This is a genomic window from Chitinophaga sp., assembly GCF_039596135.1.
Classification (GTDB): Bacteria; Bacteroidota; Bacteroidia; order Chitinophagales; family Chitinophagaceae; genus Chitinophaga.
The window spans coordinates 1-23,334 of record NZ_JBCNKH010000096.1 but is presented as its reverse complement, the minus strand read 5'-3'; the positions used below and the strand labels follow the sequence as shown (position 1 = coordinate 23,334).

General features: G+C 46.6%; 19 protein-coding genes and 1 riboswitch. Of the genes, 12 read left to right on the top strand and 7 right to left on the bottom strand.

Going from position 1 to position 23,334, the window contains the following annotated elements; genetic code table 11:
- Positions 1 to 322: 322 nt before the first annotated feature.
- The gene (locus tag ABDW16_RS29040; RefSeq protein ID WP_343674725.1) at positions 323 to 508 is read right to left on the bottom strand and encodes a hypothetical protein; all 186 of its coding nucleotides are present in this window, start codon (positions 506 to 508) and stop codon (positions 323 to 325) included.
- Between the two features lie 239 nt (positions 509 to 747).
- Between ABDW16_RS29040 and ABDW16_RS29035 the strand changes: the two genes are divergently transcribed.
- Positions 748 to 897 (top strand): hypothetical protein, encoded by a 150-nt coding sequence (locus tag ABDW16_RS29035; protein ID WP_343674723.1) that lies wholly within the window; start codon positions 748 to 750, stop codon positions 895 to 897.
- A 4-nt stretch (positions 898 to 901) separates the two neighbouring features.
- Here ABDW16_RS29035 and ABDW16_RS29030 read toward each other — a convergent pair whose 3' ends face one another.
- From ABDW16_RS29030 to ABDW16_RS29020, 3 genes are all read right to left on the bottom strand, one after another.
- A complete protein-coding gene (locus tag ABDW16_RS29030) occupies positions 902 to 3,097 on the bottom strand; it encodes an ATP-binding protein (protein ID WP_343674722.1) in 2,196 nt (731 codons plus the stop codon).
- A gap of 94 nt (positions 3,098 to 3,191) precedes the next feature.
- Positions 3,192 to 3,401, bottom strand: a complete 210-nt coding sequence (locus tag ABDW16_RS29025) for a hypothetical protein (protein WP_343674720.1) — start codon at positions 3,399 to 3,401, stop codon at positions 3,192 to 3,194.
- Positions 3,402 to 3,535: 134 nt separating this feature from the next.
- Positions 3,536 to 4,231 (bottom strand): LytTR family DNA-binding domain-containing protein, encoded by a 696-nt coding sequence (locus ABDW16_RS29020; RefSeq protein WP_343674719.1) that lies wholly within the window; start codon positions 4,229 to 4,231, stop codon positions 3,536 to 3,538.
- Between the two features lie 119 nt (positions 4,232 to 4,350).
- On the opposite strand from ABDW16_RS29020, the gene ABDW16_RS29015 reads away from it, so the two are divergent.
- The 5 genes from ABDW16_RS29015 (at position 4,351) to ABDW16_RS28995 (ending at position 10,754) form a co-directional block, all read left to right on the top strand.
- The gene (locus tag ABDW16_RS29015) at positions 4,351 to 4,692 is read left to right on the top strand and encodes a hypothetical protein (protein WP_343674717.1); all 342 of its coding nucleotides are present in this window, start codon (positions 4,351 to 4,353) and stop codon (positions 4,690 to 4,692) included.
- A 71-nt stretch (positions 4,693 to 4,763) separates the two neighbouring features.
- The gene (locus tag ABDW16_RS29010; RefSeq protein WP_343674716.1) at positions 4,764 to 6,170 is read left to right on the top strand and encodes a TolC family protein; all 1,407 of its coding nucleotides are present in this window, start codon (positions 4,764 to 4,766) and stop codon (positions 6,168 to 6,170) included.
- A 19-nt stretch (positions 6,171 to 6,189) separates the two neighbouring features.
- Positions 6,190 to 9,402 (top strand): efflux RND transporter permease subunit, encoded by a 3,213-nt coding sequence (locus ABDW16_RS29005; RefSeq protein WP_343674714.1) that lies wholly within the window; start codon positions 6,190 to 6,192, stop codon positions 9,400 to 9,402.
- A complete protein-coding gene (locus tag ABDW16_RS29000) occupies positions 9,399 to 10,478 on the top strand; it encodes an efflux RND transporter periplasmic adaptor subunit (RefSeq protein WP_343674712.1) in 1,080 nt (359 codons plus the stop codon). Before ABDW16_RS29005 ends, ABDW16_RS29000 begins: the two co-directional genes overlap by 4 nt.
- Positions 10,479 to 10,562: 84 nt before the next feature.
- Positions 10,563 to 10,754 (top strand): hypothetical protein, encoded by a 192-nt coding sequence (locus ABDW16_RS28995; RefSeq protein ID WP_343674710.1) that lies wholly within the window; start codon positions 10,563 to 10,565, stop codon positions 10,752 to 10,754.
- Between the two features lie 50 nt (positions 10,755 to 10,804).
- Here the strand turns inward: ABDW16_RS28995 and ABDW16_RS28990 are convergent, their stop codons facing one another.
- On the bottom strand, positions 10,805 to 11,626 hold the full coding sequence (locus tag ABDW16_RS28990) for a phosphatase PAP2 family protein (RefSeq protein WP_343674709.1): 822 nt from the start codon (positions 11,624 to 11,626) through the stop codon (positions 10,805 to 10,807).
- Positions 11,627 to 11,790: 164 nt separating this feature from the next.
- Positions 11,791 to 11,864, top strand: a riboswitch (Fluoride riboswitch).
- Positions 11,865 to 11,919: 55 nt separating this feature from the next.
- Between ABDW16_RS28990 and ABDW16_RS28985 the strand changes: the two genes are divergently transcribed.
- The 3 genes from ABDW16_RS28985 (at position 11,920) to ABDW16_RS28975 (ending at position 16,622) form a co-directional block, all read left to right on the top strand.
- Positions 11,920 to 13,182 carry a voltage-gated chloride channel family protein gene (locus ABDW16_RS28985; protein WP_343674708.1) on the top strand — a complete coding sequence of 421 codons (1,263 nt, stop codon included), beginning with the start codon at positions 11,920 to 11,922 and terminating at the stop codon, positions 13,180 to 13,182.
- A gap of 50 nt (positions 13,183 to 13,232) precedes the next feature.
- Positions 13,233 to 14,180 (top strand): NADP-dependent oxidoreductase, encoded by a 948-nt coding sequence (locus tag ABDW16_RS28980; protein WP_343674707.1) that lies wholly within the window; start codon positions 13,233 to 13,235, stop codon positions 14,178 to 14,180.
- A 267-nt stretch (positions 14,181 to 14,447) separates the two neighbouring features.
- The gene (locus ABDW16_RS28975; protein WP_343674706.1) at positions 14,448 to 16,622 is read left to right on the top strand and encodes a bifunctional alpha,alpha-trehalose-phosphate synthase (UDP-forming)/trehalose-phosphatase; all 2,175 of its coding nucleotides are present in this window, start codon (positions 14,448 to 14,450) and stop codon (positions 16,620 to 16,622) included.
- A gap of 36 nt (positions 16,623 to 16,658) precedes the next feature.
- Here ABDW16_RS28975 and ABDW16_RS28970 read toward each other — a convergent pair whose 3' ends face one another.
- On the bottom strand, positions 16,659 to 18,440 hold the full coding sequence (locus ABDW16_RS28970; RefSeq protein ID WP_343674704.1) for a glycoside hydrolase family 15 protein: 1,782 nt from the start codon (positions 18,438 to 18,440) through the stop codon (positions 16,659 to 16,661).
- Between the two features lie 238 nt (positions 18,441 to 18,678).
- On the opposite strand from ABDW16_RS28970, the gene ABDW16_RS28965 reads away from it, so the two are divergent.
- From ABDW16_RS28965 to ABDW16_RS28955, 3 genes are all read left to right on the top strand, one after another.
- The gene (locus ABDW16_RS28965; protein ID WP_343674702.1) at positions 18,679 to 21,126 is read left to right on the top strand and encodes an AsmA family protein; all 2,448 of its coding nucleotides are present in this window, start codon (positions 18,679 to 18,681) and stop codon (positions 21,124 to 21,126) included.
- 68 nt (positions 21,127 to 21,194) lie between these two features.
- A complete protein-coding gene (locus tag ABDW16_RS28960) occupies positions 21,195 to 21,629 on the top strand; it encodes a hypothetical protein (protein WP_343674701.1) in 435 nt (144 codons plus the stop codon).
- A 122-nt stretch (positions 21,630 to 21,751) separates the two neighbouring features.
- Entirely contained in the window at positions 21,752 to 22,645 is an 894-nt protein-coding gene (locus tag ABDW16_RS28955; RefSeq protein ID WP_343674700.1) for a YihY/virulence factor BrkB family protein, read from the top strand.
- Between the two features lie 2 nt (positions 22,646 to 22,647).
- On the opposite strand, the gene ABDW16_RS28950 is transcribed toward ABDW16_RS28955, so the two are convergent.
- Positions 22,648 to 22,893 carry a hypothetical protein gene (locus ABDW16_RS28950; protein WP_343674698.1) on the bottom strand — a complete coding sequence of 82 codons (246 nt, stop codon included), beginning with the start codon at positions 22,891 to 22,893 and terminating at the stop codon, positions 22,648 to 22,650.
- Positions 22,894 to 23,334 lie beyond the last annotated feature (441 nt).

Here is a 23,334-nt window from a genome sequence, read left to right as displayed (position 1 = left end):
GTATACAATGGATTGAGGGATGCGATGCACCCCTGCAAAAGGGCTATTGCCGGGAACAGTATTATAACGAGGAAGATCCATTTAGTTTTCATGTGGCAAAAATTTAAGTTAGGTATAATCTTTACGTAAAGGAAATGTGATGGGAGGTTTTTGGAAAATAATACCGATCAACGTGGGAAAAAGCAGGGTCAACGTAAGAATTGGGAGGGGGGAAATAAGTCGAAAGTTAATATTAAGGAGGGTATCTATATCAAACATCTATAAAAAACAATAAGCTGACCTTTCGGCCAGCTTATTGAAAGACTTTTGTGTCGTTGCCAGATTATGCACCTTTTTTAGGAGTTGCAGCAGGTTTGTGAGCTTTGTGAGCTTTTGCAGTGTCAGCAGCAGGTTTTTCAGTTTTTGCTTTTTCTTTCTTAGCTGGTTTTTCAGCTGGAGTCTGTGCAAAAGTGATTGCGCTAACACTCATAAATACTGCAGCTACAATAAGACTTTTCTTGATGTTCATGATCTTAGTTTTTAAATAATTTTGAATTGTTTGTTTGTAGTTTCTGACGTAAAATTACGGCTCATCCCCCCGCTTACCGGGTTGGTTTCGGTGAATGAGGTCGAAGTGTCGTTGAAAAAGGAAAATCGGGTGGTAACATGTTCAAATTGTTACAAGCGGTGTTCGAAGGCGAGCACATTGCCTGCAGAGATAGTTTCTAAGGTTTTGTATACCAGTATTTTGTGATTTGGGCGTAATTCGTGTTGCTGATCGCGTACCGGATAGATATGCAGTGGTGGATGTTTGGCCTGGGAGGGTTGATGGCTTTTGTAATTGCACGCTGTACGGTATCCACACAGGCAATACGGGCGGCTGTGGCCAACCCGGTTCAATCACTCAGAAATGATTAACGGACTATAGCAGGATAGCCATGGTTTCTTCCATCGCCTTCAGGCTCAGCTCGCGCAATGTGGCAAATTTTTCGGCTACCAGCGCGGGCTGATAGTGATTGGGTTCCAGTGATTCCAATGGCTCCAGAATAGGATATAAAATACTATCCAGCCCTATAAAGGAAATGGTGGTTTTCAGGTTATGGGCTGTACTCCTTATACCCGGAATATCTTCGGCCTGGATAGCTTTTTTCAATGCCCCCAGGTCCTCGGGTAATTGTGTAACGAATTGTTGCAGCATGGCATGCTCAAATTCAGTGTCTCCCTTGCTCAGTGTCTTCAGGTATTGCAACTGCACCAAAGGTCCTTCATGAGGCTGTAAATTGCCATTAATGGGGGTATGCACTTCGGGGGGACTAATCTTGCCGGTAAAGATCTGGATGAGCCGGAACAATTCTTCTTCCCTGATTGGTTTAGACAGGTATTCATTCATGCCTGCCTGCAGGCATTTTTCTCTTTCACCCGCCATGGCATGTGCCGTCATAGCAATGATCGGGATATTGGAATGCAGTTCCTGCCTGATTTTGCGGGCAGCGGTGTAGCCGTCCATTTCCGGCATCTGGATATCCATCAGCACCATATCGTAATGCCCTTTGCTAAGGGCATTCAGCACGTCCTGCCCGTTTGTGACAAGGTGGTAATGCAGCTGCCGGTTGCCCAGCAGGTGTTTGAGCAGGTCCTGGTTCATCTTATTATCTTCTGCTACCAGCAGTTTCACATCTGCATGGAGGGAAGAGAGGAAATTGTCACTATTGGGTTCACCGTTTTCGGGCAGCAGTTCTCCGGGGGCGTACGGCAATTCTACCATAAAGGTGCTCCCTTTGCCGGGTTCACTCTCTACGGTGAGGGCGCCGTGTTGCAGCTCTACCAGTTGTTTTACGATGGTGAGTCCCAGGCCGGTACCGCCGTATTTACGTGTGGTATCGGCTTCTGCCTGGTTAAAACGGTCAAAGATAGCGGGCAGTTTATCGGGGGCGATACCAATACCGGTATCGCTCACGGCAAACAGTACACGTACGGTGTGTTCGTTTTCACCCAGTTTATTGACCATGATATTTACATGCCCCTGGTTGGTGAATTTGATCGCGTTGTTGGTCAGGTTCACTAATACCTGTGTAAGTCTTACAACGTCGCCGTACAGGATATCAGGTACATTATCATCTATGGTTACATTAAAGGCCAGTTTCTTTTCTTCTGCTTTGATGCGGAACATGGTCTGCACTGCGTGCAATACCCCGCGCAGGGAAAACGAGACGGGCTCCAGCCGCATCATACCTGATTCTATTTTAGAAATATCGAGGATGTCGTTGATAATCTCCAGCAGGTTTTCGCCGGCATTTTCGATGGCGGCCACATATTCCCGGGCTTTTTCATTCAGGGGTTGCTGTTGGAGCAGGTGAGTGAAACCCAGCACGGAATTCATGGGCGTTCGGATCTCATGACTCATGTTGGCAAGGAACTGTTCTTTGATAGCTGCTAGTTTCTTTTCCTGTTGCTGCGATTTGTCCAGGGCTTCGATGAGTTGTTCCTGTTTATGAATGCGCGTGGTGATATATAAAAAAGCGAGCAGGCTGCTGATGCAGGCAAAGATCATCATGACCGAGCCCCAGTTTTGCGCCCGCTGGCCGCTGGTATCTATGAACCGTACAGTACGGTTTACTTCAGTTTGCCGGGTACTGTCCAGCTGATGCAGAATAACGCCGATGGCGTCGCCAAGGCGTTTTCCTTTCTGTGCGTTGATGAGTCGTTCAGCAGACCACTTACCGTGGGTATAAAAGGAGTCGAGTACGGTTACGTTAAAATGGTTCTTTTCTTCTACCAGGTAGTTTAGCTGGGTCAGCAGTTTCTCTGTGCTATCGCTCATGACCAGCTTATTAATTTCGTTGAGGTCGGCTTTGATAAGGGCTACGTCGGCTTCGATGCCGGTAATATTAAGTGTGTCCTGGGAGATAACGGTACCTCTTACCTTACTGTCGGTTTTGGCTATACTGGTCTGGAGTTTTTGCAGCTCATTCTTCACGTTCAGTTCATTCAGCAGCTGTTCATTTCCTGAGATCAGCTTGCGGATGTTCTGCGAGGAATTGAACTGGAGTACTATGAACAGGATCATCCCTGAAATAAACACGCCAAGTAAATAGTATTTCAGATGTTTAGGCTGCATATATCGTTGATGATACAAGGTACAATTTTTCTCCACAAACGATCGCTTCTACCTAAGGCAGAAGCGATCGTTTTGTAAAGATGTCCACTAAAAACTATTTGGTAGCTGGAGCTGGTTTAGCTGCGGCACCTGCTTTTTTGTGGTGATGTTTCTTGTGATGTTTTTTAGGCGTTGCTTTTTTCTCGGCAGGAGCAGCCTGTTGTGCTGTTTTTGTAGCTTTTGCAGCTTTAACAGTGTTGTTTGCGAAAGTGGCTGTACCAGCCAGTAACATGGCAGCAGCCATCAGCATTGTTATCTTTTTCATGACAGTTGTTTTATTTTTTGTGATCAATTTGTTTGATGACCTAAAGGTACATCCGGGATCACCACCTGTCATTTCGATTTGGGTTAACAGGCATTAGCCGTCGGTAAAAAAGGAAAAACTGTCGGTGGGGATTTTTACAACAGGTTCAATTTGCTGTTAAGGGCCGCCCGGTAAGCATCTGCCACGGGTACTGCATTTTTATGTATGATGATGGTACCGTCTTCAATCGATTCTATCTTGTCTAATGCTACTATATAGGAGCGGTGCACGCGCATAAATTTGCCGGGAGGCAGTTTCTCTTCCACCGCTTTGAGGGTGGTATGAATGGCATGAAACTTCTGGGTGGTATGCAGCTTTACATAATCGCCCATGGCCTCGAGGTAGAGGATCTCGTCTATGCGGATTCTTTTGAGCACCCCGTTGTCCCGGATAAAGACAAATTCACTGTCCGTACTTTGTACTTCCTGTGCCTGGCTTTCACAGATCTCCTTCGCCTTGTCGATGGCCTGGATAAACCGGGCCGGGCTCACTGGTTTGATGAGGTAGTCTGCTACATTCAGTTCAAAGGCTTCCACGGCATAATCTTTCTTGACGGTGGTGAATATGATGACCGGACCTTTTTTGCCCAGGTTGCGGGTCAGTTCCAGTCCGCTCATGCCCGGCATTTCGATGTCCAGGAGCAGCAGGTCTACTTTTTCTTTTTGCAGTACGTTATAGGCTTCGAGGGCACTGGCACATTCGCCCAGTACATGCAGTTGTTCAACGTGGCTGGCCAATTGTTTCATTGCAGTGCGGGCCAGCTTATTGTCGTCTACAATAAGGCAATTCATGGGGCAAATATAAGGGCTTTCCATACTATGGACCATATTATAATTTGCTTAAAACCTGTGCAGGGGTTATTAAAATTGAAATGTAATAAATATCTTGCATGTTCTAAACCAGGTCTCAATTGAAACAGCTGCAAAGGCTCATCCTTATATTATCATGCATATTGCTCCCGTTTGTATACGGGGGATACATGCCTTCGCATGATCAGCCGCAGTTGCACAGTTATACGACCACACATTTCCATGCGCTTTGTGGAAATCCACATTACAGAACAACTGCCGTTCATAAATTCAATCTGCGAAACCGTGGATTGCTTGATTTCAATGAATTTTTCCTGACTGTTAGCAGCATCAGGATCAAGCCGCTGTTTGTTTACATTCATCCTCATTACAAAGGATATGCTGATGCTATCATCAGTGTGTCTGTCTCGCTCAGCGACTGGCGGGGACCTCCGGTGGCATAATTCCCTTATAACGATTTTCCTGTAATTACTTATTGACGCGCTGTTACAGCGCATTAACATTTCGCGCAGTTATGTATCTGAACATTACTGCAAAGCGATGTGCGGCTTTGCTATGCCTGTTGGCTGGCATAAGCGGGCATTGCTTTGCACAGACTTTACCTTTGAAGCAGGCCATCGATATGACCCTGCAACATTATCCTGCATTAAAAGTCAAGAATACCATTGCCAACGCAGCAACCGCGCATACAACCGATGTAAAACACGAATGGTGGCCCAACCTGAAACTGGTGGAAGAAGCCACCGTAGGTACTGACAACGGGGTATATGGTTCTTATTTTCCCATGAGTATTATCCCTTCTACATCCGGGGGCATCCGGGATGCAAACAGTTTACAGGCTGTATCCGGCAATATTGGTATGGCGCAATTACAATGGGAGGTGTACAATTTTGGCCTGTACAAGGTGCGCAGGGATGAAGCCAGGCAGCAACAACAGGTAGCCGGTGCCGATGCCGGCATCACAGCGAACGACCTCACTGTATCTGTGATCCAGGATTACCTGTCTATGTTGGAATATTATAACCTGATGCGTATTCAGGCAGACAATATTGAACGTACCAGGTCCGTGTCAAAAGCGGTGACATCGATTGTATTGCATGGTTTAAAACCGGGGGTAGACAGCGCGATTGCAGCTGCAGAGTTGTCTAAAGCCAGACTGAACTATATCGACTTTCAGAATGGATACAATAAGGTGCGTATGCACCTTGCGAGCCTGACGGGTTTGGATAGCGCTATGATTATGCCGGATACGCTATATGACAAAGGGCTGCGGCAGCTTTTGCTGGCACAGTCTGATACGGCTACTGTAGAGCAAACGCATCCGGCACTGGTGTATTACAATGCCCTGCTGCAGCAGAATAAGATACACGAACTGGTGATCCGTAAAACCGCTATGCCCAAAGTGACGCTGATGGCGGCAGGATGGGCCAGAGGTTCCAGTATCAATAGCAATGATACGTACAATAGCCTGGCTGGTGGTTTTGGATATAGCCGTTACAACTACCTCGCGGGTGTAGGTATCACTTACAATGTGGCCGACATCTTTCATACAAAAGATAAAATGAGGGAGCAATATGTACGCACGCGGGCGGCTGCCAGCCAGCTCGAGGCATCGCATACCCTGCTGGATAACCAGCTGAACCAGGCGCGGGTGAATATTCACACCGCCCTCGACAAGCTGAATGAAATGCCGGCACAGCTGAATGCTGCCAGGGCGGCGGCGGCCCAGAAAATGGCATTGTACAGGGGTGGTTTGACAAACATTATTGATGTAACCAATGCACTGTATGTATTGAACCGTGCGGAGAACGACCTGATTCAGACCCGGCATGATGCATGGCAGTCTCTTTTTATGGAGGCATTTGCCACCAATTCAATACAGGCACTGGTACAGCAGCTGGAAGCGGCGCGTGTGCAATAACTTATTTAAAACGAAACTTATGTCATTAGTCTCTACTGCCTTAAAAAAGCCCATCTCGGTTGTCGTACTCACACTGGGTGTGTTTCTTTTTTCTATACTGGCAGTTATCAATATACCCATCGATATCTTTCCGAAGCTGAACCAGCCTACGATCTATGTGATAGAACCATACGGAGGTATGTCTGCCCAGCAGATGGAAGGTTTTTTTGCTACCCGCCTGCAGGACCAGTTCCTGTATGTGAATGGGATCAAAAATATCAGCAGTAAGAATATCCAGGGGCTCAGCATGATCAAGCTCACCTTCTATGAAGGTACTGACATGGGGGAAGCCTCTGCACAGGTAGCCCTGCAGGTAAGCCGGGCCATGAACTTCTTTCCGCCGGGAGCGGCACCGCCACAGGTGATTCGTTTTGATGCGTCTTCATTGCCTGTGGGGGAACTTGTATTCAGTTCACAGACGCGCCCCCTGAAAGATATTTACGATATGGCGACCACCCGTATCAGGCCCATGTTTGCCACTGTACCGGGTTTGTCGGCCTCACCGCCCTTTGGTGCAAATGCCCGTTCGGTAGTGGTGAATGTAAACCCTGACCGGTTGCGCAGTTTTAATTTAAGTGCAGACCAGGTGGTAGAAGCCATTGCGCGGAACAATGCCATGAGCCCTTCGGGGAATATCCGTATCAATAATAAAATGTTCCTCACGACCATCAATTCACTGGAAGAGCAGGTGACTGATTTTGGGAATATTCCGGTAACGACCAATGGTAGTGCTACTGTATTTGTAAAAGATATTGCGACTGTATCAGATGGTGCAGATGTGACGGTAGATTATGCGCTGGTAAATGGAAAACGTTCAGTATACATGCCGGTGGTAAAAACGCCGGATGCATCTACCTGGGAAGTGGTGAAGCAACTGAAGGCGAAGTTGCCGGAAATGCAAAACCTGCTGCCCGAAGATACAAAGATCACTTATGAATTTGACCAGTCAGTGGCCGTGATCAATGCCGTGAAAGGCCTGATGACAGAGGGGATCCTGGGAGCTGTACTGACAGGGTTGATGGTGTTGCTTTTTCTGCGGGATGTGAGGAGTTGCCTGGTTGTGGTGATTACTATACCTATAGCGATCCTGTCTGCAGTGTTTGGTCTATACCTTTCGGGGCAAACTATTAACCTGATGACACTGTCCGGGTTGGCGCTGGCCATTGGGGTACTGGTGGACCAGGCTACGGTAACGATTGAGAATATTCACCAGCACCTGGAGATGGGAAAACCTAAGCGGCAGGCGATTTATGAGGCTTGTGAAGAGATTGCATTTCCATTGTTGCTGATCCTGTTGTGTATTCTCGCCGTGTTTGCGCCATCATTTATTATGTCGGGTGTACCGAAGGCGATGTTCCTGCCACTGTCGTTGTCTATTGGTTTTGCGATGATAGCTTCGTTCTTTACAGCGCAAACATTGGTGCCGGTGATTGCTAACTGGTGGCTGAAGGCGGAAAAGTATCAGCATGTACATGCGGGATTGGCGCTGGATAAGGAGGAGGTGCAGGAAGTAAATGAGCACTTGCATGAGCAGGAGTTGCATCCTGAAAAACTGGGTGGCTTTGAGCAATTCAAAGCGTGGTTTATGCGGGTGCTGGAAGCGCTTGGCAAACGCTCATCATTAGTGATTGGGCTTTATTTGATCATTGCTTTTGGTGCTGCGGGTACTGCCTATGTAATAATCGGTAAAGACCTGATGCCGCATATCAACACCGGACAATTTCAATTGCGGCTGAAGGAACCTGATGGTACCCGCCTGGAAAGAACGGAAGAAAAGGTACACCAGGTGCTCAATATCATTGATCAGGCTACGGATGGTAATGTAGCAATCAGTTCAGCATATGTGGGCCTGATTCCTTCCAGCTATGGTTCCAGCAACCTGTATGTATTCAATGCGGGTACACACGAAGCGGTGCTGCAGGTGAACCTGGATGAAGATTATAAAGTAAATATCGATGAGCTGAAAGATAAGCTCCGCCAGCTGATTGCAGCGAAGTACCCGCAACTGCGGGTATCTTTTGAGCCGATCGATATGACAGAGAAAATCATGGCCCAGGGGGCTGCTACACCGATAGAGGTAAGAGTAGCGGGGAAGGACATGCAACAGATTCAGCAATATGCAACGGCGCTTACGGGCCGGTTGAAAGATATTCCTTTTCTGCGTGATGTGCAGATCGTACAACCGCTGCATTACCCTGTGATAAAGATTAACGTAGACCGGTTCAAAGTAGCGCAGATGGGATTGAATGTATACCAGGTAGCACGCTCGGTGACAGCTTCTACAAGTAGTAGCCGATTCTCTGAAAAGAACCAGTGGCTGGATGAAAAAGGCGCGTACACTTACCAGGTGCAGGTTCAGATTCCGGAATATAGCATGCAGGCCATCAGTGATCTGCAGGAGATTCCATTGGTACGTGGGCAGGCCAGACCAGTATTGGGTGATGTGGCATCCTTTTCTACCAGCGAAGTACCGGGAGAATATGATCGTTCTGGTCCCCGTCGTTACCTGACGGTGAGTGCGAATATTTCGAACATGGACCTGGGGGCAGCGACCAAAGCTGTGCAGCATGAAATCGATGAGATGGGAGAACCGCCACGTGGCCTGATTGCGGAGGTACAGGGTAGTTCAAAGTTGCTGACAGATACACTGAATGGCTTGCAGAATGGCCTGATGCTGGCAGTGATGGTGATCTTCCTGTTGCTGGCGGCCAACTACCAGTCGTTTAAGCTGAGCTTTGTGGTGCTGGTAACGGTACCTGCGGTAATAGCGGGTGCCCTGCTGATGCTGTTGCTCACAGGGTCTACACTGAATCTGCAGTCATACATGGGCATGATCATGTCTACGGGAGTATCTGTAGCGAATGCGATCCTGATTGTAACAAATGCAGAGAAGTTGCGTATTGATTACAGGGATGCCTATAGAGCAGGGATTGTGAGCGCGGGTATCAGGCTGCGTCCGATCCTGATGACGAGTCTGGCCATGATAGCGGGTATGATACCGATGGCATCGGGTATGGGTGAATCAGGTGACCAGACAGCGCCTTTGGGCAGGGCGGTGATCGGGGGATTAATTGCTTCAACGATTGCGGCGCTTTTCATACTACCGCTGGTGTATGCACGTATGCAGCGCAAAACTACTTTTGACCCGGTTTCGCTGATGCCGGAGGATACTAAAATAAACTACTTACCATGAATAGAATCGTAATATTATGTGGTGCAGTCACCATGCTGGCTGCTTGCCAGGAGGCCGCATCGAAAAAGAAAAAAGAAGAGAAATATCACGGAAGCCAATATACGTTTTCAACAGTGGTACAAGAGCCGTTATCATCCAGTATACAGTTGCCGGCAGTACTGGATGCTTACCAGAAAGTGAGCATCTATCCACGTGCAAATGGATTTGTGAAAAGTGTAATGGTGGATAGAGGATCGGTGGTAAGAAAAGGGCAGATGCTGCTGGAGCTGGATGCCCCTGAGGTGATACAACAATACTATGCGGCGCAGGCAAAGTACCTGCAGGCAAAAGCAGACTATGCTGCTTCGAAGGATAATTACGAGCGTACGGTGGCCGTGAGTGCTACACCGGGTACTATTTCTCCCCATGACCTGGAAGTGAGCAATGCGAAGATGCTGGCGGATAGTGCGATTATGAATAGTCAGCTGGCGAACTTCAGGGCACTGGAAGCGGCCCGGAGTTACCTGCAGGTGACGGCGCCTTTTGATGGGGTGATCACGGAGCGTAATGTACATCCGGGAGCACTGGTAGGCCCTACAACAAATATTGATGGCCGGCCTATGCTCATGTTGGAGCAGGAAGACCGTTTGCGTTTGATTGTACAGGTACCGGAAATTTACAGTGCACAGCTGACTGATGCGCAGCAGGTATCTTTCAGGGTAAATGCCTTGCCCGGTAAGGAGTTTACAGGAACTATCAGCCGTCAGGCTGGGTCATTGAATGATCGTTTCCGGTCGGAGGCAGTGGAAGTGGATGTGTTTAATCCGGCTCATACTCTGAAACCGGGCATGTATGCAGAGATGACGATTCCAGTGAGTGGTAGCCGGCAGGCCATGGTCGTGCCTGCTACGGCGATCGTGACCTCTACAGAGAAGAAATATGTGATAGCAGTGCGGAGTGGGATTACTCATTGGGTAGATGTGCAGGAGGGGAATCAGCATAATGATTCAACAGAAGTGTTTGGTGCGCTGCAGCCGGGGGATAAGGTGATAGCGCCGGCTACAGATGATATAAAGGAAAATATAGGGATTGAGTAAGCGCAATTTCGGTAGAAGTATTCACCCGCATTCAGGCATCGGGCAGGCGCTATTTTTGTACTACCCTCCTTAAAACAGTGCTTTATGAAAAAATCAACAAACCTGAAACGGGAGATCAAAGCAATGAAGCGGGAAAATGTGAAGGCAGCGCCAAAAGCAAAGATAACTACGAAGAAGGATTATGATGATGATCAGAACCACATGCTGGAGGGATATGATGAGAGTGAATACGATCAGAAAGACATTGCTGATGAGAAAAGAAAAAAGGGGGCCTGACAGTGGCTCCCTTTTGTTTGTTGATTATTGGCGGATTTGAAACGACATTGTCAGCTACCGGGGAAGAACACAATGCTCACCCCAACAGATTTTGTATCCGGGCTGTAAGTAGGCATCGCGATGGGATGCATGCTGTTTTTCCCGTCTTTCTTAGTAAATATGCTTTCCATTTTAGGGAATACCCAATAGGCAGCTTTGGTGCTCAATATACCCAGACCAGCACCGGCGACTACGTCGCTGAGCCAGTGGCGGTTGTTATACATACGAAGTACGCCGGTGGCAGTAGCTACAGCATAGCCATAGACACCATACCACGGACTGACGTCCTTGTACTCCATGCGCATAAATTCAGCTCCCATAAAGGCGGTGGCGGTATGGCCGGAAGGGAAGGAGTTGAAAGTACTTCCATCCGGACGCTGCCGGTGAGATAAAGTTTTGACACCCCCTACGGTACCAGACATCAGGAGTGTAGAGATGCCGAGGATGATGGTACGGTCGCGGAAATTGTGTGCGCCGTGGATGCCCATCGCATTCAGGGCGTATACGCTCAGTGCCGGTGCATAGCGAAGGTAGTCGTCTACTTTGGTATGGAAGGTCTGATTGTCTTCCACGATTTCATTTTTGGTGCTGTGGTCGAGGTTTCGGAGCGGACCATATTCGAAGGTAGCAATACCATAGCCGAGCATAGCAGCGGGTACTACTACGCTGGCGATGGAGCATTCATATTTTTTGGTTCCCCTGAAGAATCTTAAATAGGACGTATCCTTTTTAACTGGTGCGGCAGCCGAATCGACCGTGATTTGCTGAGCGTGAACCCCTGTTATTATTACGAATGGCAATAACAGTTGCAGGTATAAAGAATTTATTCTCATCCAATACAGATTAACGGTAGAAACGTAATGTTGTGCATATACTACAAAACAAGAAAAACATTCTGTAGAGATTCTGAAGGTAAAAAATATTTTAATCAGATGGATCACACGTTCGTGGCTGGTTTTGCTAAACAAACGTTTGAATAATTCCTGTATATTTGCACTTACGACCAGGAAATGGTGTCTTCCTGCACAGAACCGTCCCGTATTCTTCGGGTCTGATGGCGCCTGCAAATAGTATGTATACTCCTGCCTATACAATCAGGCGGTTCTATTTATATATTTGTAGGAACATGATGAAATTTAACAAATCTTTAGAACAATTCACAATTGCTTACCAGCTGATTCGCTGGACTGTTATTATTATTCCTGTTGCACTGGTAGTCGGCTCGCTGGTAGCCTTATTCCTCTGGTTACTGGACTACGTTACGCATTTTCGCTGGGAACATCCATGGTTGCTGTATTTATTGCCTATAGCGGGTATCGGCATTTATTTCCTGTACAATAAACTGGGGGGCGATGCTGAGAAAGGGAATAACCTCATCATGGACGAGATTCATGCACCTGGCGGCGGTGTACCAGCCAGGATGGCGCCATTGGTACTCCTCACTACTATTCTCACGCATTTATTTGGGGGTTCTGCGGGGCGTGAAGGTACTGCGGTACAGATAGGCGGCAGTATGGCTGGTTTGCTGGCCAAATGGATGCGCTTATCTCCCGGGGATCTCCGGATTTTGCTCATGACGGGGATTGCAGCGGGCTTTGGGGCGGTATTTGGCACACCTTTGACAGGTACTATCTTTGCGCTGGAAGTGCTGGCGATTGGCGTAATCCGGTACGATGGGCTGGTGCCTTGTTTAATTGCCGCAGTCTTTTCTGACTGGGTATGTAGTGCCTGGGGTATTCATCATACACATTACCAGATTTTATTCAAGGCGGCAACACCGTTTGATTACCTGTTGCTGGCAAAGGTGATTCTTGCTGGTATTGCCTTTGGGTTAGCCAGTTTTGCTTTCTCCAGCTGTATGCACCAGATTAAAAAATACAGCAGGGAGTTTATTCGCCCAGCCTGGCTGATACCTGTAGTGGGTGGTATTATTATCATAGCATTTTGCAGGGTACTGGGAACTGAAGACTATACCGGCCTTGGGGTGACCAGCAGGGATCCTGGTGGGGTGAGCATTGTCAATGCTTTCAAAGATATGGAGATGCCTGACTGGGCCTGGTTGTGGAAGTTGTTGTTCACCGCTATCACATTGGCGATGGGTTTTAAAGGGGGAGAGGTGACACCACTGTTCTTTATCGGAGCCGCCCTGGGTCATACTATTGCGGTATTGATGGGGGCACCAGTGGATCTCTTTGCCGGCTTAGGCTTTATCGCAGTATTTGCAGGTGCAACGAATACACCGATTGCCTGTACACTTATGGGGGTAGAATTGTTTGGGACCAGCAATGCATTGTATTTTGCTGTTGCGTGTTTTACGGCATATTATTTCAGCGGTCATGCAGGTATTTACAGTGCACAGCGTTTAGGAGTTTCAAAGAAATGGGAATAAGGTTTGGCCCGGCAGAGTTTTTGTTGCACATTACTATCTAAAATTTAAATATGAAAGCCATTACAATTCCCCAGTTTAAAGCGACACCAGCCCTGACAGAACAACCCCGGCCGGTAGTAAAGCCCGGCAGTATGCTGGTACGTATAGTAGCAGCGGGTATCAATCCTTTTGATACCAAGATGATTGATGGCATTCTGGATGGGCAGATGCCGCATCACTTTCCTATGATACCCGGGGTAGATGCGGCGGGTGTAGTGGAGGAAGTGGGTGAAGGTGTGACGCACTTTAAAGCCGGGGACCAGATCTATGGTCAGTTCCTGCATGCACCAGTAGGCGAAGGAACGTTTGCAGAGTACATAGTAGTACCTGAAAAAGCAGCACTGGCGTTGGCCCCTAAGCAAATACCACTGAAGTATGCGGCAGCAATACCGACTGCAGGGATGACTGCTTTGCAGCTGCTGGAGAAATCAGGATTGAAACATGAACAAATTTTGCTGGTGGTGGGTGCCACCGGGGGAGTAGGTTCTTTCCTTATTCAGCTGGCCGCCATGCAGGGAATCTATGCAATTGGTACGGTGAGTGACGATGCGGGTGCCAGCAGGGTGAGTGAATTTGGTGCGAAAGAAACGATAAATTATAAGAAGCTGAACGTAGCGGATATTATCAGGAATAAATATCCTGATGGGGTGGATGGGCTGATTGATATGGTCAGTAGTCCAGAGGCTTTTAAAACACTGACCCAATACGTAAAGAAAGGTGGTGTAGCACTGACTACAGCATTTGTAGCGGATGAGGAAGATTTGAAAAAGAAGGGATTGCAGGGTGGTAATTTTGAGACAAAAGGGAATCGGGCATCATTGGATGCATTGTCTAATGCAGTGGATAACGGTGCGCTGATAGTACCGGTAGAAAAGGAAATTACATTAGAAGAAACACCGGCTACATTGGCAGAGGTAAAAAAACTAAACAGTAAAGGAAAGACGATAATCGTATTATAACGACTATGGATATATGAGTCGCTTCTGCTTTTGGGCAGAAGTGACTCATTGTACTTCTAAAACCCCATTAAATTTATTATTCGTACCTTTGCCTCGCCTGGCACATCCCCATGCATACATTTATACTTGCTTCTACTTAGCAGAACCCGGGGTTTTCATTTATTTGGCATATGTGACAGGTGTCATTTTTCCCGTACTATTCAGGTGCGTTTTTTGATGTGTGGAATTCCATACGTCGATTGGCATTTTTTTGACTAAAACTGTATTATGAGTAAAACCATTATTGTATCGAACAGGCTACCGGTGAAGATCACAGAGAAAGATGGAGAATATGTGTTGAATCCGAGTGAAGGCGGTTTGGCTACAGGGCTGGGGTCCATTTACAGGCAAGGCTACAACATTTGGATTGGATGGCCCGGCGTGGATGTAAACGAAGCAGCACAGGGGCACATAAAAGAGCAACTGGGCACTATGAACCTTATGCCGGTGTACCTGACCCAGGAAGAAATCAACAACTATTACGAAGGATTTTCGAACGAGGTACTGTGGCCGGTTTTCCACTATATGTCCGTTTATGCCCGCTATGACCAGGTATATTGGGATTATTATTATCAGGTAAATACAAAATTCAGGGACGTAGTTCTGGAAGTGGCAGCACCCGGAGATATTATCTGGATTCACGACTACCAGTTACTGCTGTTGCCCGGCATGATCCGCGCCGCAGCGCCGGATGTTGCCATCGGTTATTTTCAGCATATTCCTTTCCCTTCCTTTGAATTATTCCGTCTCATCCCATGGCGGGTGGAACTGCTGGAAGGGATGCTGGGCGCAGATTTGTTAGGCTTCCATACTTTTGATGACAGCCATCATTTTCTCAACGCGGTGACGCGATTGCTGCCTTTAAATGCTACTGCAAACATTGTGACAGTGAATGACCGGGCTGTAGTAGCAGAGACATTCCCTATGGGTATTGACAACAATAAGTTTGAACTGTTATCACAGGATCCTGAAGTGCTTAAACAGGTGGAAAGCCTGCGCGAGAATTTCCAGGGTACACACATGGTACTGTCTATCGACCGGTTAGATTATAGTAAAGGTATTATACAGCGTTTGCAGGCATTTGAATTATTCCTGCAATTGTATCCTGAATATATTGAGAAGGTTGTACTGTATATGATCGTAGTGCCATCGAGAGATACTGTGGCACAATACAAGGAACTGAGAGATGCTATCGATATGCTGGCAGGCGGTATCAATGCCCGCTTCCGGACATTGAACTGGCATCCTATCAATTATTTTTACCGTAGTTTTCCGGTAGAGACATTGTCTGCGTTGTACAGCTTTGCAGATGTAGGGCTGGTAACACCGATGCGCGATGGTATGAACCTGGTGAGCAAGGAATATGTGGCCAGCCGGAAGGATAGCAACGGTGTATTGATTCTGAGTGAAATGGCCGGCGCCAGCAAGGAACTGATTGATGCACTCATTGTGAACCCTAATAACATTGGTGCAATCGCACGCGCGATTCACGAAGCATTGAACATGCCGGAGGGTGAGCAACGGAGAAGAATGAAACAGATGCAGCAGATTGTATCTAAGTTCAATATTTCACATTGGGTAAAATTATTTATGGCGAGATTACAGGAAGTGAAACAGTTACAGCAGTCTATGCTGGCGAGAAGAATGAGCCTGGAAATGCAGGTGCATGTAAGAAAAGATTATAAGGCGGCAAAGGAGCGGGTGATCTTCCTGGACTATGATGGCACACTGGTAGGATTCCAGACGAATATTGATTTAGCTTCGCCTGACCAGGACCTGATCCAGTTATTGACAGAACTGACAGCAGACCCACTGAATCATGTGGTAATGGTGAGCGGTCGTAAATACCAGACACTGGAAGAGTGGCTGGGACACCTGAAATTAGATCTCATTGCAGAACATGGTGCTTTTCAGAAAAGATATGGTGAGGAGTGGCAGCAATTGCCAGGGTTGACGGATCAGTGGAAGTCGGATATTGCACCGATTTTGGAAACGTTTACAGATCGTACGCCGGGTTCGTTTATTGAAGAGAAGAGTTTTTCGCTGGTATGGCATTATCGCAAGGCGGAAGCAGGTTTGGGTGAATTGCGTGCGAATGAGCTGATGAATACATTGCGGTATTTTGCAGCGGATAAAGGGTTGCAATTATTGCCGGGCGATAAGGTGATTGAGGTGAAGAATGTGGAGATCAATAAAGGGAAAGCTGCCATGTCGTGGTTGCAGAACAGCCATTACAGGTTTACATTGGCTATTGGTGACGACCATACAGATGAGGATATTTTTAAAGCGCTGCCACAGGATGCGGTGACGATTAAGGTGGGGAGCCAGGTATCGGCAGCGAGGTTTTATTTGAGGAATCATAGGGAGGTGCGGGCGTTTTTGAAATCACTTATATTGGTATAAAAAAGTTTGGTGGGCATTTGCCCACCAAACTTTTTACTATTTGAAAATCGGCGTATCCAGCTTCATCGCTATCCTGTAAGCAGCATTCATCAACCCTACATGACTGTATGCCTGCGGGAAGTTGCCCCACTGACTACCATTGGCTTCATCCACATCTTCACTAAACAATAACAGGTGATTGGAATACTGCATCAGCTTTTCAAATTCCTTCACAGCGTCATCCACTCTCCCCACACATGCCAGCGCTTCTACATACCAGAACGCACATACGAGAAAGGTAGTTTTAGGTTTTCCGAAATCATCTGAATGCAGATAGCGGTAGAATAGGCCATTCGGTGTTTTCAATTCCTTCTCCAATGCTGACAGGTGATCTTTGGCCCTGTCAGATGCCGGATCCAGGTAGTTCATCATAATGAGCTGCAATGTGCTGGCATCAAGATGCAGGCTGCCCGTTGCATTGGTATATACTTTACGAATAGGGTCGTAACAACTTTCAATGTGTGCAGCGGCCCTGTTCTTCAATACCATTGCCTGCGCCGCGAGGTCATTGCTGCCAATGATGCGGGCCATCTTTTCTGCAGCAGAGCAACCTGCCCACTGGAAGAGATTACTGTAACAATGGATGTTGGCGAAGTTGCGGAACTCCCAGATCCCCGCATCCTTTTCATCGATTGTACGTTCTATCTTTTTCAGCAGGTACTCTATCCACCAGGCGGAATCTTTTCTTTCGGAGAAGATAAAACGGTGATCTGTATACAATGGAAGCATAGAGATGAGCACCTGTCCGTAGATATCATTCTGGATATGCTCATATGCCTGGTTCCCGATCCGGACAGGCTGATTGCCCTGGTAACCGTCCAGGTGTGGAAGTATTTGCTCAATCAGGTTCTTTTTCCCTGTAATGCCATAGAGTGGCTGGTACCGGTAATCGCCGGAGAAGGAAATATCAGCGACATAGCTGAAATATTTTTCCATTTCTTCGAAATGACCAATATGGTTGAGGGCGGTAATCACATAGTAGGTATCCCTGAGCCAGCAGTAGCGGTAATCCCAGTTACGCCCACTGCCCGGAGACTCTGGCAGACTGGTAGTACTGGCGGCGATGATAGCACCGGTATCTTCGTACTGGTGAATTTTCAGGGCCAGCGCAGAACGGATGACGGCTGGCTGGTAGAAGTTGGCAATATTGGAGTGTTTGATCCAGGTGCGCCAGTATACAGTCGTTTCGCGGAGAAAACGCTCTGCGGTGCTGTTGAGCGGGGCTTCCAGCGGCTGACCATAGGAGAGGAGCAGGTATTTATCTTCGTTTAAGACGAAGAATTCCTCTTCAAAAAGATAGCTTACGGGAATATTGGTGGTAAGGCGGATATGTTCATCGCAGCCAAGGAACTCGATGTGGTTGCTGCCTCGCTGCGCTTTGAGTTTGCGGCCACCGTAATCACATACAGGTTCACATTTAACCCGGATGCGCGGATTTCCTTCCAGGGGTGTGATCTTACGGATCAGCATCAGTGGTTTGAAATACCTTTCATATTGATAAAAACGGGGTGCAAAGTCAGTGATTCTGTATTTGCCGTTGGCATTGGTAATTTCAGTGACCAGGATGTTGGTGTTTTCGAGATAATACTGCCGGCTATTGTATTCTCCTTCGGGCAGGATGGAGAATTCTCCTCCTTTTTTCTTGTCAAGCATTCCTCCGAATACGAAGGTACTATCCATCTGAGGCCAGCAAAGCCAGTCGATATTGGTGTTGATGTTCACGTGCGCCAGAAAGGCGCAGTTTCCGATCAGACCTGTTTGATAGGTGTGTTTTTCCATGAGTATTATTCCTTTTCCGGCTTATTCAATACATCTTTCCCGGCTCATTGTTCATTGTTTACACAAAAGCTGTTCCATAATTAACAAATTGGGGAGGTGTGTCCGATCACCCAATGGTCTTCCCGGATAGGTTCACCGAACGGATTTGCACGGCAGGCGGGACTTTCCGTTAGATTGCAGCAGTGGGGAAGTCATCTGAGCAGTCCGTTTGGCATTTTTTTCGTATATTAAACTGTATATGCGCAAATGGCTTCGTATAACCATCATTGTTTTCAGTGGCCTCATAGGTCTGTTGCTATTGCTTTGGCTGGCCCTTGCCTTTTATATACATACACATAAGGCATACATCCTTCAGCAGATCAGCGACCAGCTGAATGACCGCCTCCATGGGGGAGAGTTGTCTATTGGGAATATGGAGCCAGCCCTGATACAAAGTTTCCCGGATGTATCGGTTTCACTACAGGAGGTGAGTGTGAAAGACAGTCTGTGGGCACAGCACAAACACGAACTGGTACACGTTTCCCGCCTCTTTGTGCAGGTAAATACCCTTGCCCTGTTGAGAAAACAACTCGATATTAAACAGATCAGCCTTAAAAACGGAACCATCTATTTTTATACGGATAGTACCGGTTATTCCAATGCCAGTGTGCTGAAGAAAAAAGAGGAAAATGTAAAGACTACCAAAGGTAGCCGTACCAATGCGGATATCACCCGTATGAATTTAGAGCATGTAAGACTGGTGCTGGATAATCAGCTCAAAGGCAAGTCTTTTGATTTTGATATAGCCCGCCTGAAAGGGAGTTTCCTCACCAACGACTCCGGCTGGACTGCTCATGTGGATATGAACCTGAAAGTACATTCCTTTGCTTTCAATACAGAAAAGGGTAGTTTTCTAAAAGACAAAAACCTGTCTACAGCACTGGAATTGCATTTCAATACAAAGAAAAAGGTACTGGATATTCCCCAACAGGTACTACGGGTAGATGATAAACAGGACCTTGCTGTAGGTGCGAATTTTTCTTTTGCAGGTGATAAAGCTTTCACGATTCATATCATTGCAGAAAAATTGTCTCTGGCACATGTGGCTACTATGCTGACGCCCAAAATTGCGCAAAAACTGGACAGCATTCATATGGAAAAGCCACTGGATGCAGCGTGTGTGATCAACGGTAGTCTTGGTAAAAGGGGGACACCGCTTCTGTATGTGAGCTGGAAAACAACCAATAACAATGTCACCACTAAGGGACTGGAACTGACGGAATGCAGCTTTAGCGGTAGTTACAGCAATGACTGGGTACCTGGTAACGGGCATGGAGATGATAATTCCATCATCAGTTTATATAACCTGAACACCCGCTGTTTCAGCATTCCGGTGACAGCAGATACTGTACATATTTCTAACTTACAGCATCCTGCACTCACCGGCTTTTTCCGCGCCGACTTTCCCCTCACGAATCTCAATGCTGATGGCGTTTTTAACTTCACCAGCGGTATTGCCAAGGCGCACCTTTATTACAAAGGGGGGATTACCGCCGGCGATACGATTAAGCCTTACCTGAAAGGAACGGTAGAAGTATTGCATGGTGCACTCGCCTACACCCCGCGCAACCTGCAGTTTACTGATTGCAATGCCAGGCTGGATTTTACCGGGCAGGACCTTTACCTGCAAAATATCAGTGTGCAAACGGCCAAAAGCAAACTTTTCATGGAAGGAAGTGTGCTCAATATCACCAACCTCTTTTTCACCGCCCCTGAAAAATTGCAGCTCGACTGGAAAGTTCGTAGTCCTATACTGGACCTGAATGAATTCAGGAGTTTCCTGGCGCAAAGGGGAAAAGTGGTACAAAGCAGGGCTGCCACGCGGAGGAAGATGGCCCGCATTACCGGTCAGCTGGATGTGATGCTGAATGCCTGTAATGTGAACCTGAATGTGCAGCTGGATAAATTGATCTACCAGCGCTTCATCGCCCACCAGGTAAAGGCGGACCTTGCCCTGACCCAATCAGCCATTAAACTCAACCAGATTGCACTGTCTCACGCCGGCGGCAGTATCCGCCTGAGCGGAGATATTCGCCAGAATGGCAATAGCAACCGCTTTAAGGTCAATACAGACATTAACAATGTGCATGTAGACCAGTTGTTCTATGCTTTTAATGATTTCGGTATGCAGGCCTTAAATTCGAAAAACCTGAGAGGTATTTTATCGGCAAAAGCAAACTTATCCGGGAATATTTCCGACAATGGAAGAGTAGCGCCAAAGTCGCTATATGGCACTATGGGCTTTGAATTGAGACAGGGTGCGCTGGTACATGTTTCTCAACTGGAAGATATTGGCAATATTGCTTTCAGAAAGCGGGATATGGGGAATATTACATTCGAAAATGTAAAAAATAGCCTCACCATACAGGGGGATAAAGTGCTTGTGCCTCCTATGCAGATCAACTCCAGTGTACTTTACATGGATGTATCCGGGGTATATGGCATGACTTCAGGCACAGATCTCTATATTGATGTGCCGCTGCGTAATCCCAGGAAGGATGAAGATATTGATGACAAAGAACTAAAACGCAAACGCAGGACCAAAGGAATAGTATTGCATCTTCATGCTACTGATGATAGTAATGGTAAAGTGAAGATAAAACTGGGTAGTAAGAAGAAAGATGAGGAGAAGGATGTAACAAATTAGGGTTAGCCGGCGTTTGAGGGAAGGGAAAAAAAACTATTTTTGCGGCCTTATAATTATTTTTAATATCCATGAGAAAACTACTGCTAATCGCTTTGGTAGCTTTGACGGTGGCCTGTAAGAAAAATGATGATACGAGGACTTCAATCAATTACACAGGCAAGTGGTTCATTACGCAAACGGTCAGTAAGCAGTATTACACGGATACCAGTGGGGATACTGTTTATTACAGGAATGAAACCAGCACGTATGCAGATAGTACTGCGTACCTGGATATTCAGCTGACGGGTTATACGACTGGTAAGGCTGTGTTGTCTCTGGATAACCAGCGGGATTCTTTTGGTTATGAGTATATGACGAAGGAATATTTTAAATTGGATAGTACGTTGTGTGTGGTGACGGCTGTTAGTGATTCTGCTTTTCAGTTTAATACATTGTCGTATGATGGGGATGTGATACCGGATAGGGTATTGGTGTCGCAGGAGTTTTTTGTATTGAAGAAATAATAGGAGCAAATGACCGGGATGTGGTACCAGGCAGGATTTTTAAACTAAGCAAATAAATGAATAGTGGGCGGGGATAAAAGGCATGATTTTTTGGGCTTTTTAACCTGACCATACAGTTCCCGATGTCAAGAGACTTTTTTAGCACATTCCGGACTGCATTCCGGACTTTACAAAGCAATGATCCGTTGAGACTGGCAGGCGCAACAGCGTTTTTTGCCAGTTTTGCGTTACCGCCTATATTATTGATTCTGCTGCAGGTTATGGGCCTGTTATTTGACCGCAAGCATCTGGGCAAACAGTTGTTTCAGCGCCTTGGCGAGCTGGTAGGTACGGATAGCGCCGAGCAGGTGATTGTGACGCTAAGGGGATTCCGCAATTTAGGGAAGACCTGGCCGGTAGCGACATTACTGTTTATATTCCTGCTGTTTGTAGCCACTACTTTATTAAAAGTTATTCGTGGATCCCTAAACCAGTTGTGGCAGATTCGCCTGCCGGAGCGGGAGGGGTTTGTTTCATCCCTGTTGGGTAGATTACGTTCCCTGATTGTGATTGGCGCAGCAGGTATACTCTTCCTGGCCAGTTTGCTGACAGAAAGTGCGCATGCTTTTCTGGGCAGTTATATCCATGATCTTTTCCCTAATGCAGACCTGATCTTCAACGAAATATTTACACAGCTGGTCTCGCTGTGTATTGTTACTGCGTGGTTTATGGTATTGTTCCGTTATTTACCTGATGCCAGACCTGACTGGAAGGTCGCTTTTTCAGGAGCGTTCCTTACCGGGATCCTGTTCGGGATCGGCAAATATGTTTTGAGGCGGTTGTTGTACGGAGGAAATATAGGGATTTTATACGGTGCCTCTGCTTCGGCTGTGCTTTTGATGCTATTCATCTTTTACAGTTCGATTATTTTTTACTACGGGGCAGCGTTTACAAAAGCCTGGAGTGAGTTTAAACAACGACCGATGCAGCCCTTGCGTCGTGCTACGTTTTACGAACTGGCGGATGTAGAAGGTTGAAATTATGCTTCACCTCTCAGTACCATTTCGATGTATTCTTTTACCGGATTGCTGAATCCTTCTACTTCGATTTTTGGATGATGGTCGAGATTGATTTTAATCCGGCCACATTCGTTTACCAAAGTGTCGGAAAGGGGTTCCAGTAATGCATGCATTTGTCTTACACCCATTTGTGCGAGCTGGTTCATGACAGCATCTTCCAGCTGATGGAATTCACGGTTTTTGTAGGAATAGATAACCTGGATCATAGTATTTTAGATTTTCAAAGGATGATAAAATAATTCTTGTTCTTTCTTCTCTTCTTAACGATGGTTACGCTACTATCCCCGTTTACGAAGGATAATAAAAGTTTTCATTGGATAATTGCAATGTATGTCCCCATTGAATGGCAAAAATCAAACCATGTTGAATGCCTGTGTAAATATATAAATATTATTAATAACTAGTTGTATTTCACTTTTATAAAACTTTTCCACAATCTGTTATCCACAAGTGAAATTTGGTTTATGAAGGGGGACAAAACCAGGGCTCTATCTTTGAAAAGAGCGATTTTTTCAGGGTAGCGCTGCTGGTTGGTGATTGGTAAGAATGCATTGATTCTGGTATGGATGGTATCAAAATAAATCTGAATATCGTTATCTTGCCGCCTCAAATATAGCAGATGCGCAAAATTCGTTACACTAATCTAC

Coding starts and splice junctions, on each gene's coding strand:
- ABDW16_RS29040 (WP_343674725.1), bottom strand. CDS start 508: ATGAACATCAAGAAAAGTCTTATTGTAGCTGCAGTATTTATGAGTGTT.
- ABDW16_RS29030 (WP_343674722.1), bottom strand. CDS start 3,097: ATGCAGCCTAAACATCTGAAATACTATTTACTTGGCGTGTTTATTTCA.
- ABDW16_RS29025 (WP_343674720.1), bottom strand. CDS start 3,401: ATGAAAAAGATAACAATGCTGATGGCTGCTGCCATGTTACTGGCTGGT.
- ABDW16_RS29020 (WP_343674719.1), bottom strand. CDS start 4,231: ATGAATTGCCTTATTGTAGACGACAATAAGCTGGCCCGCACTGCAATG.
- ABDW16_RS29010 (WP_343674716.1), top strand. CDS start 4,764: ATGTATCTGAACATTACTGCAAAGCGATGTGCGGCTTTGCTATGCCTG.
- ABDW16_RS29005 (WP_343674714.1), top strand. CDS start 6,190: ATGTCATTAGTCTCTACTGCCTTAAAAAAGCCCATCTCGGTTGTCGTA.
- ABDW16_RS29000 (WP_343674712.1), top strand. CDS start 9,399: ATGAATAGAATCGTAATATTATGTGGTGCAGTCACCATGCTGGCTGCT.
- ABDW16_RS28995 (WP_343674710.1), top strand. CDS start 10,563: ATGAAAAAATCAACAAACCTGAAACGGGAGATCAAAGCAATGAAGCGG.
- ABDW16_RS28990 (WP_343674709.1), bottom strand. CDS start 11,626: ATGAGAATAAATTCTTTATACCTGCAACTGTTATTGCCATTCGTAATA.
- ABDW16_RS28985 (WP_343674708.1), top strand. CDS start 11,920: ATGATGAAATTTAACAAATCTTTAGAACAATTCACAATTGCTTACCAG.
- ABDW16_RS28980 (WP_343674707.1), top strand. CDS start 13,233: ATGAAAGCCATTACAATTCCCCAGTTTAAAGCGACACCAGCCCTGACA.
- ABDW16_RS28975 (WP_343674706.1), top strand. CDS start 14,448: ATGAGTAAAACCATTATTGTATCGAACAGGCTACCGGTGAAGATCACA.
- ABDW16_RS28970 (WP_343674704.1), bottom strand. CDS start 18,440: ATGGAAAAACACACCTATCAAACAGGTCTGATCGGAAACTGCGCCTTT.
- ABDW16_RS28965 (WP_343674702.1), top strand. CDS start 18,679: ATGCGCAAATGGCTTCGTATAACCATCATTGTTTTCAGTGGCCTCATA.
- ABDW16_RS28960 (WP_343674701.1), top strand. CDS start 21,195: ATGAGAAAACTACTGCTAATCGCTTTGGTAGCTTTGACGGTGGCCTGT.
- ABDW16_RS28955 (WP_343674700.1), top strand. CDS start 21,752: ATGTCAAGAGACTTTTTTAGCACATTCCGGACTGCATTCCGGACTTTA.
- ABDW16_RS28950 (WP_343674698.1), bottom strand. CDS start 22,893: ATGATCCAGGTTATCTATTCCTACAAAAACCGTGAATTCCATCAGCTG.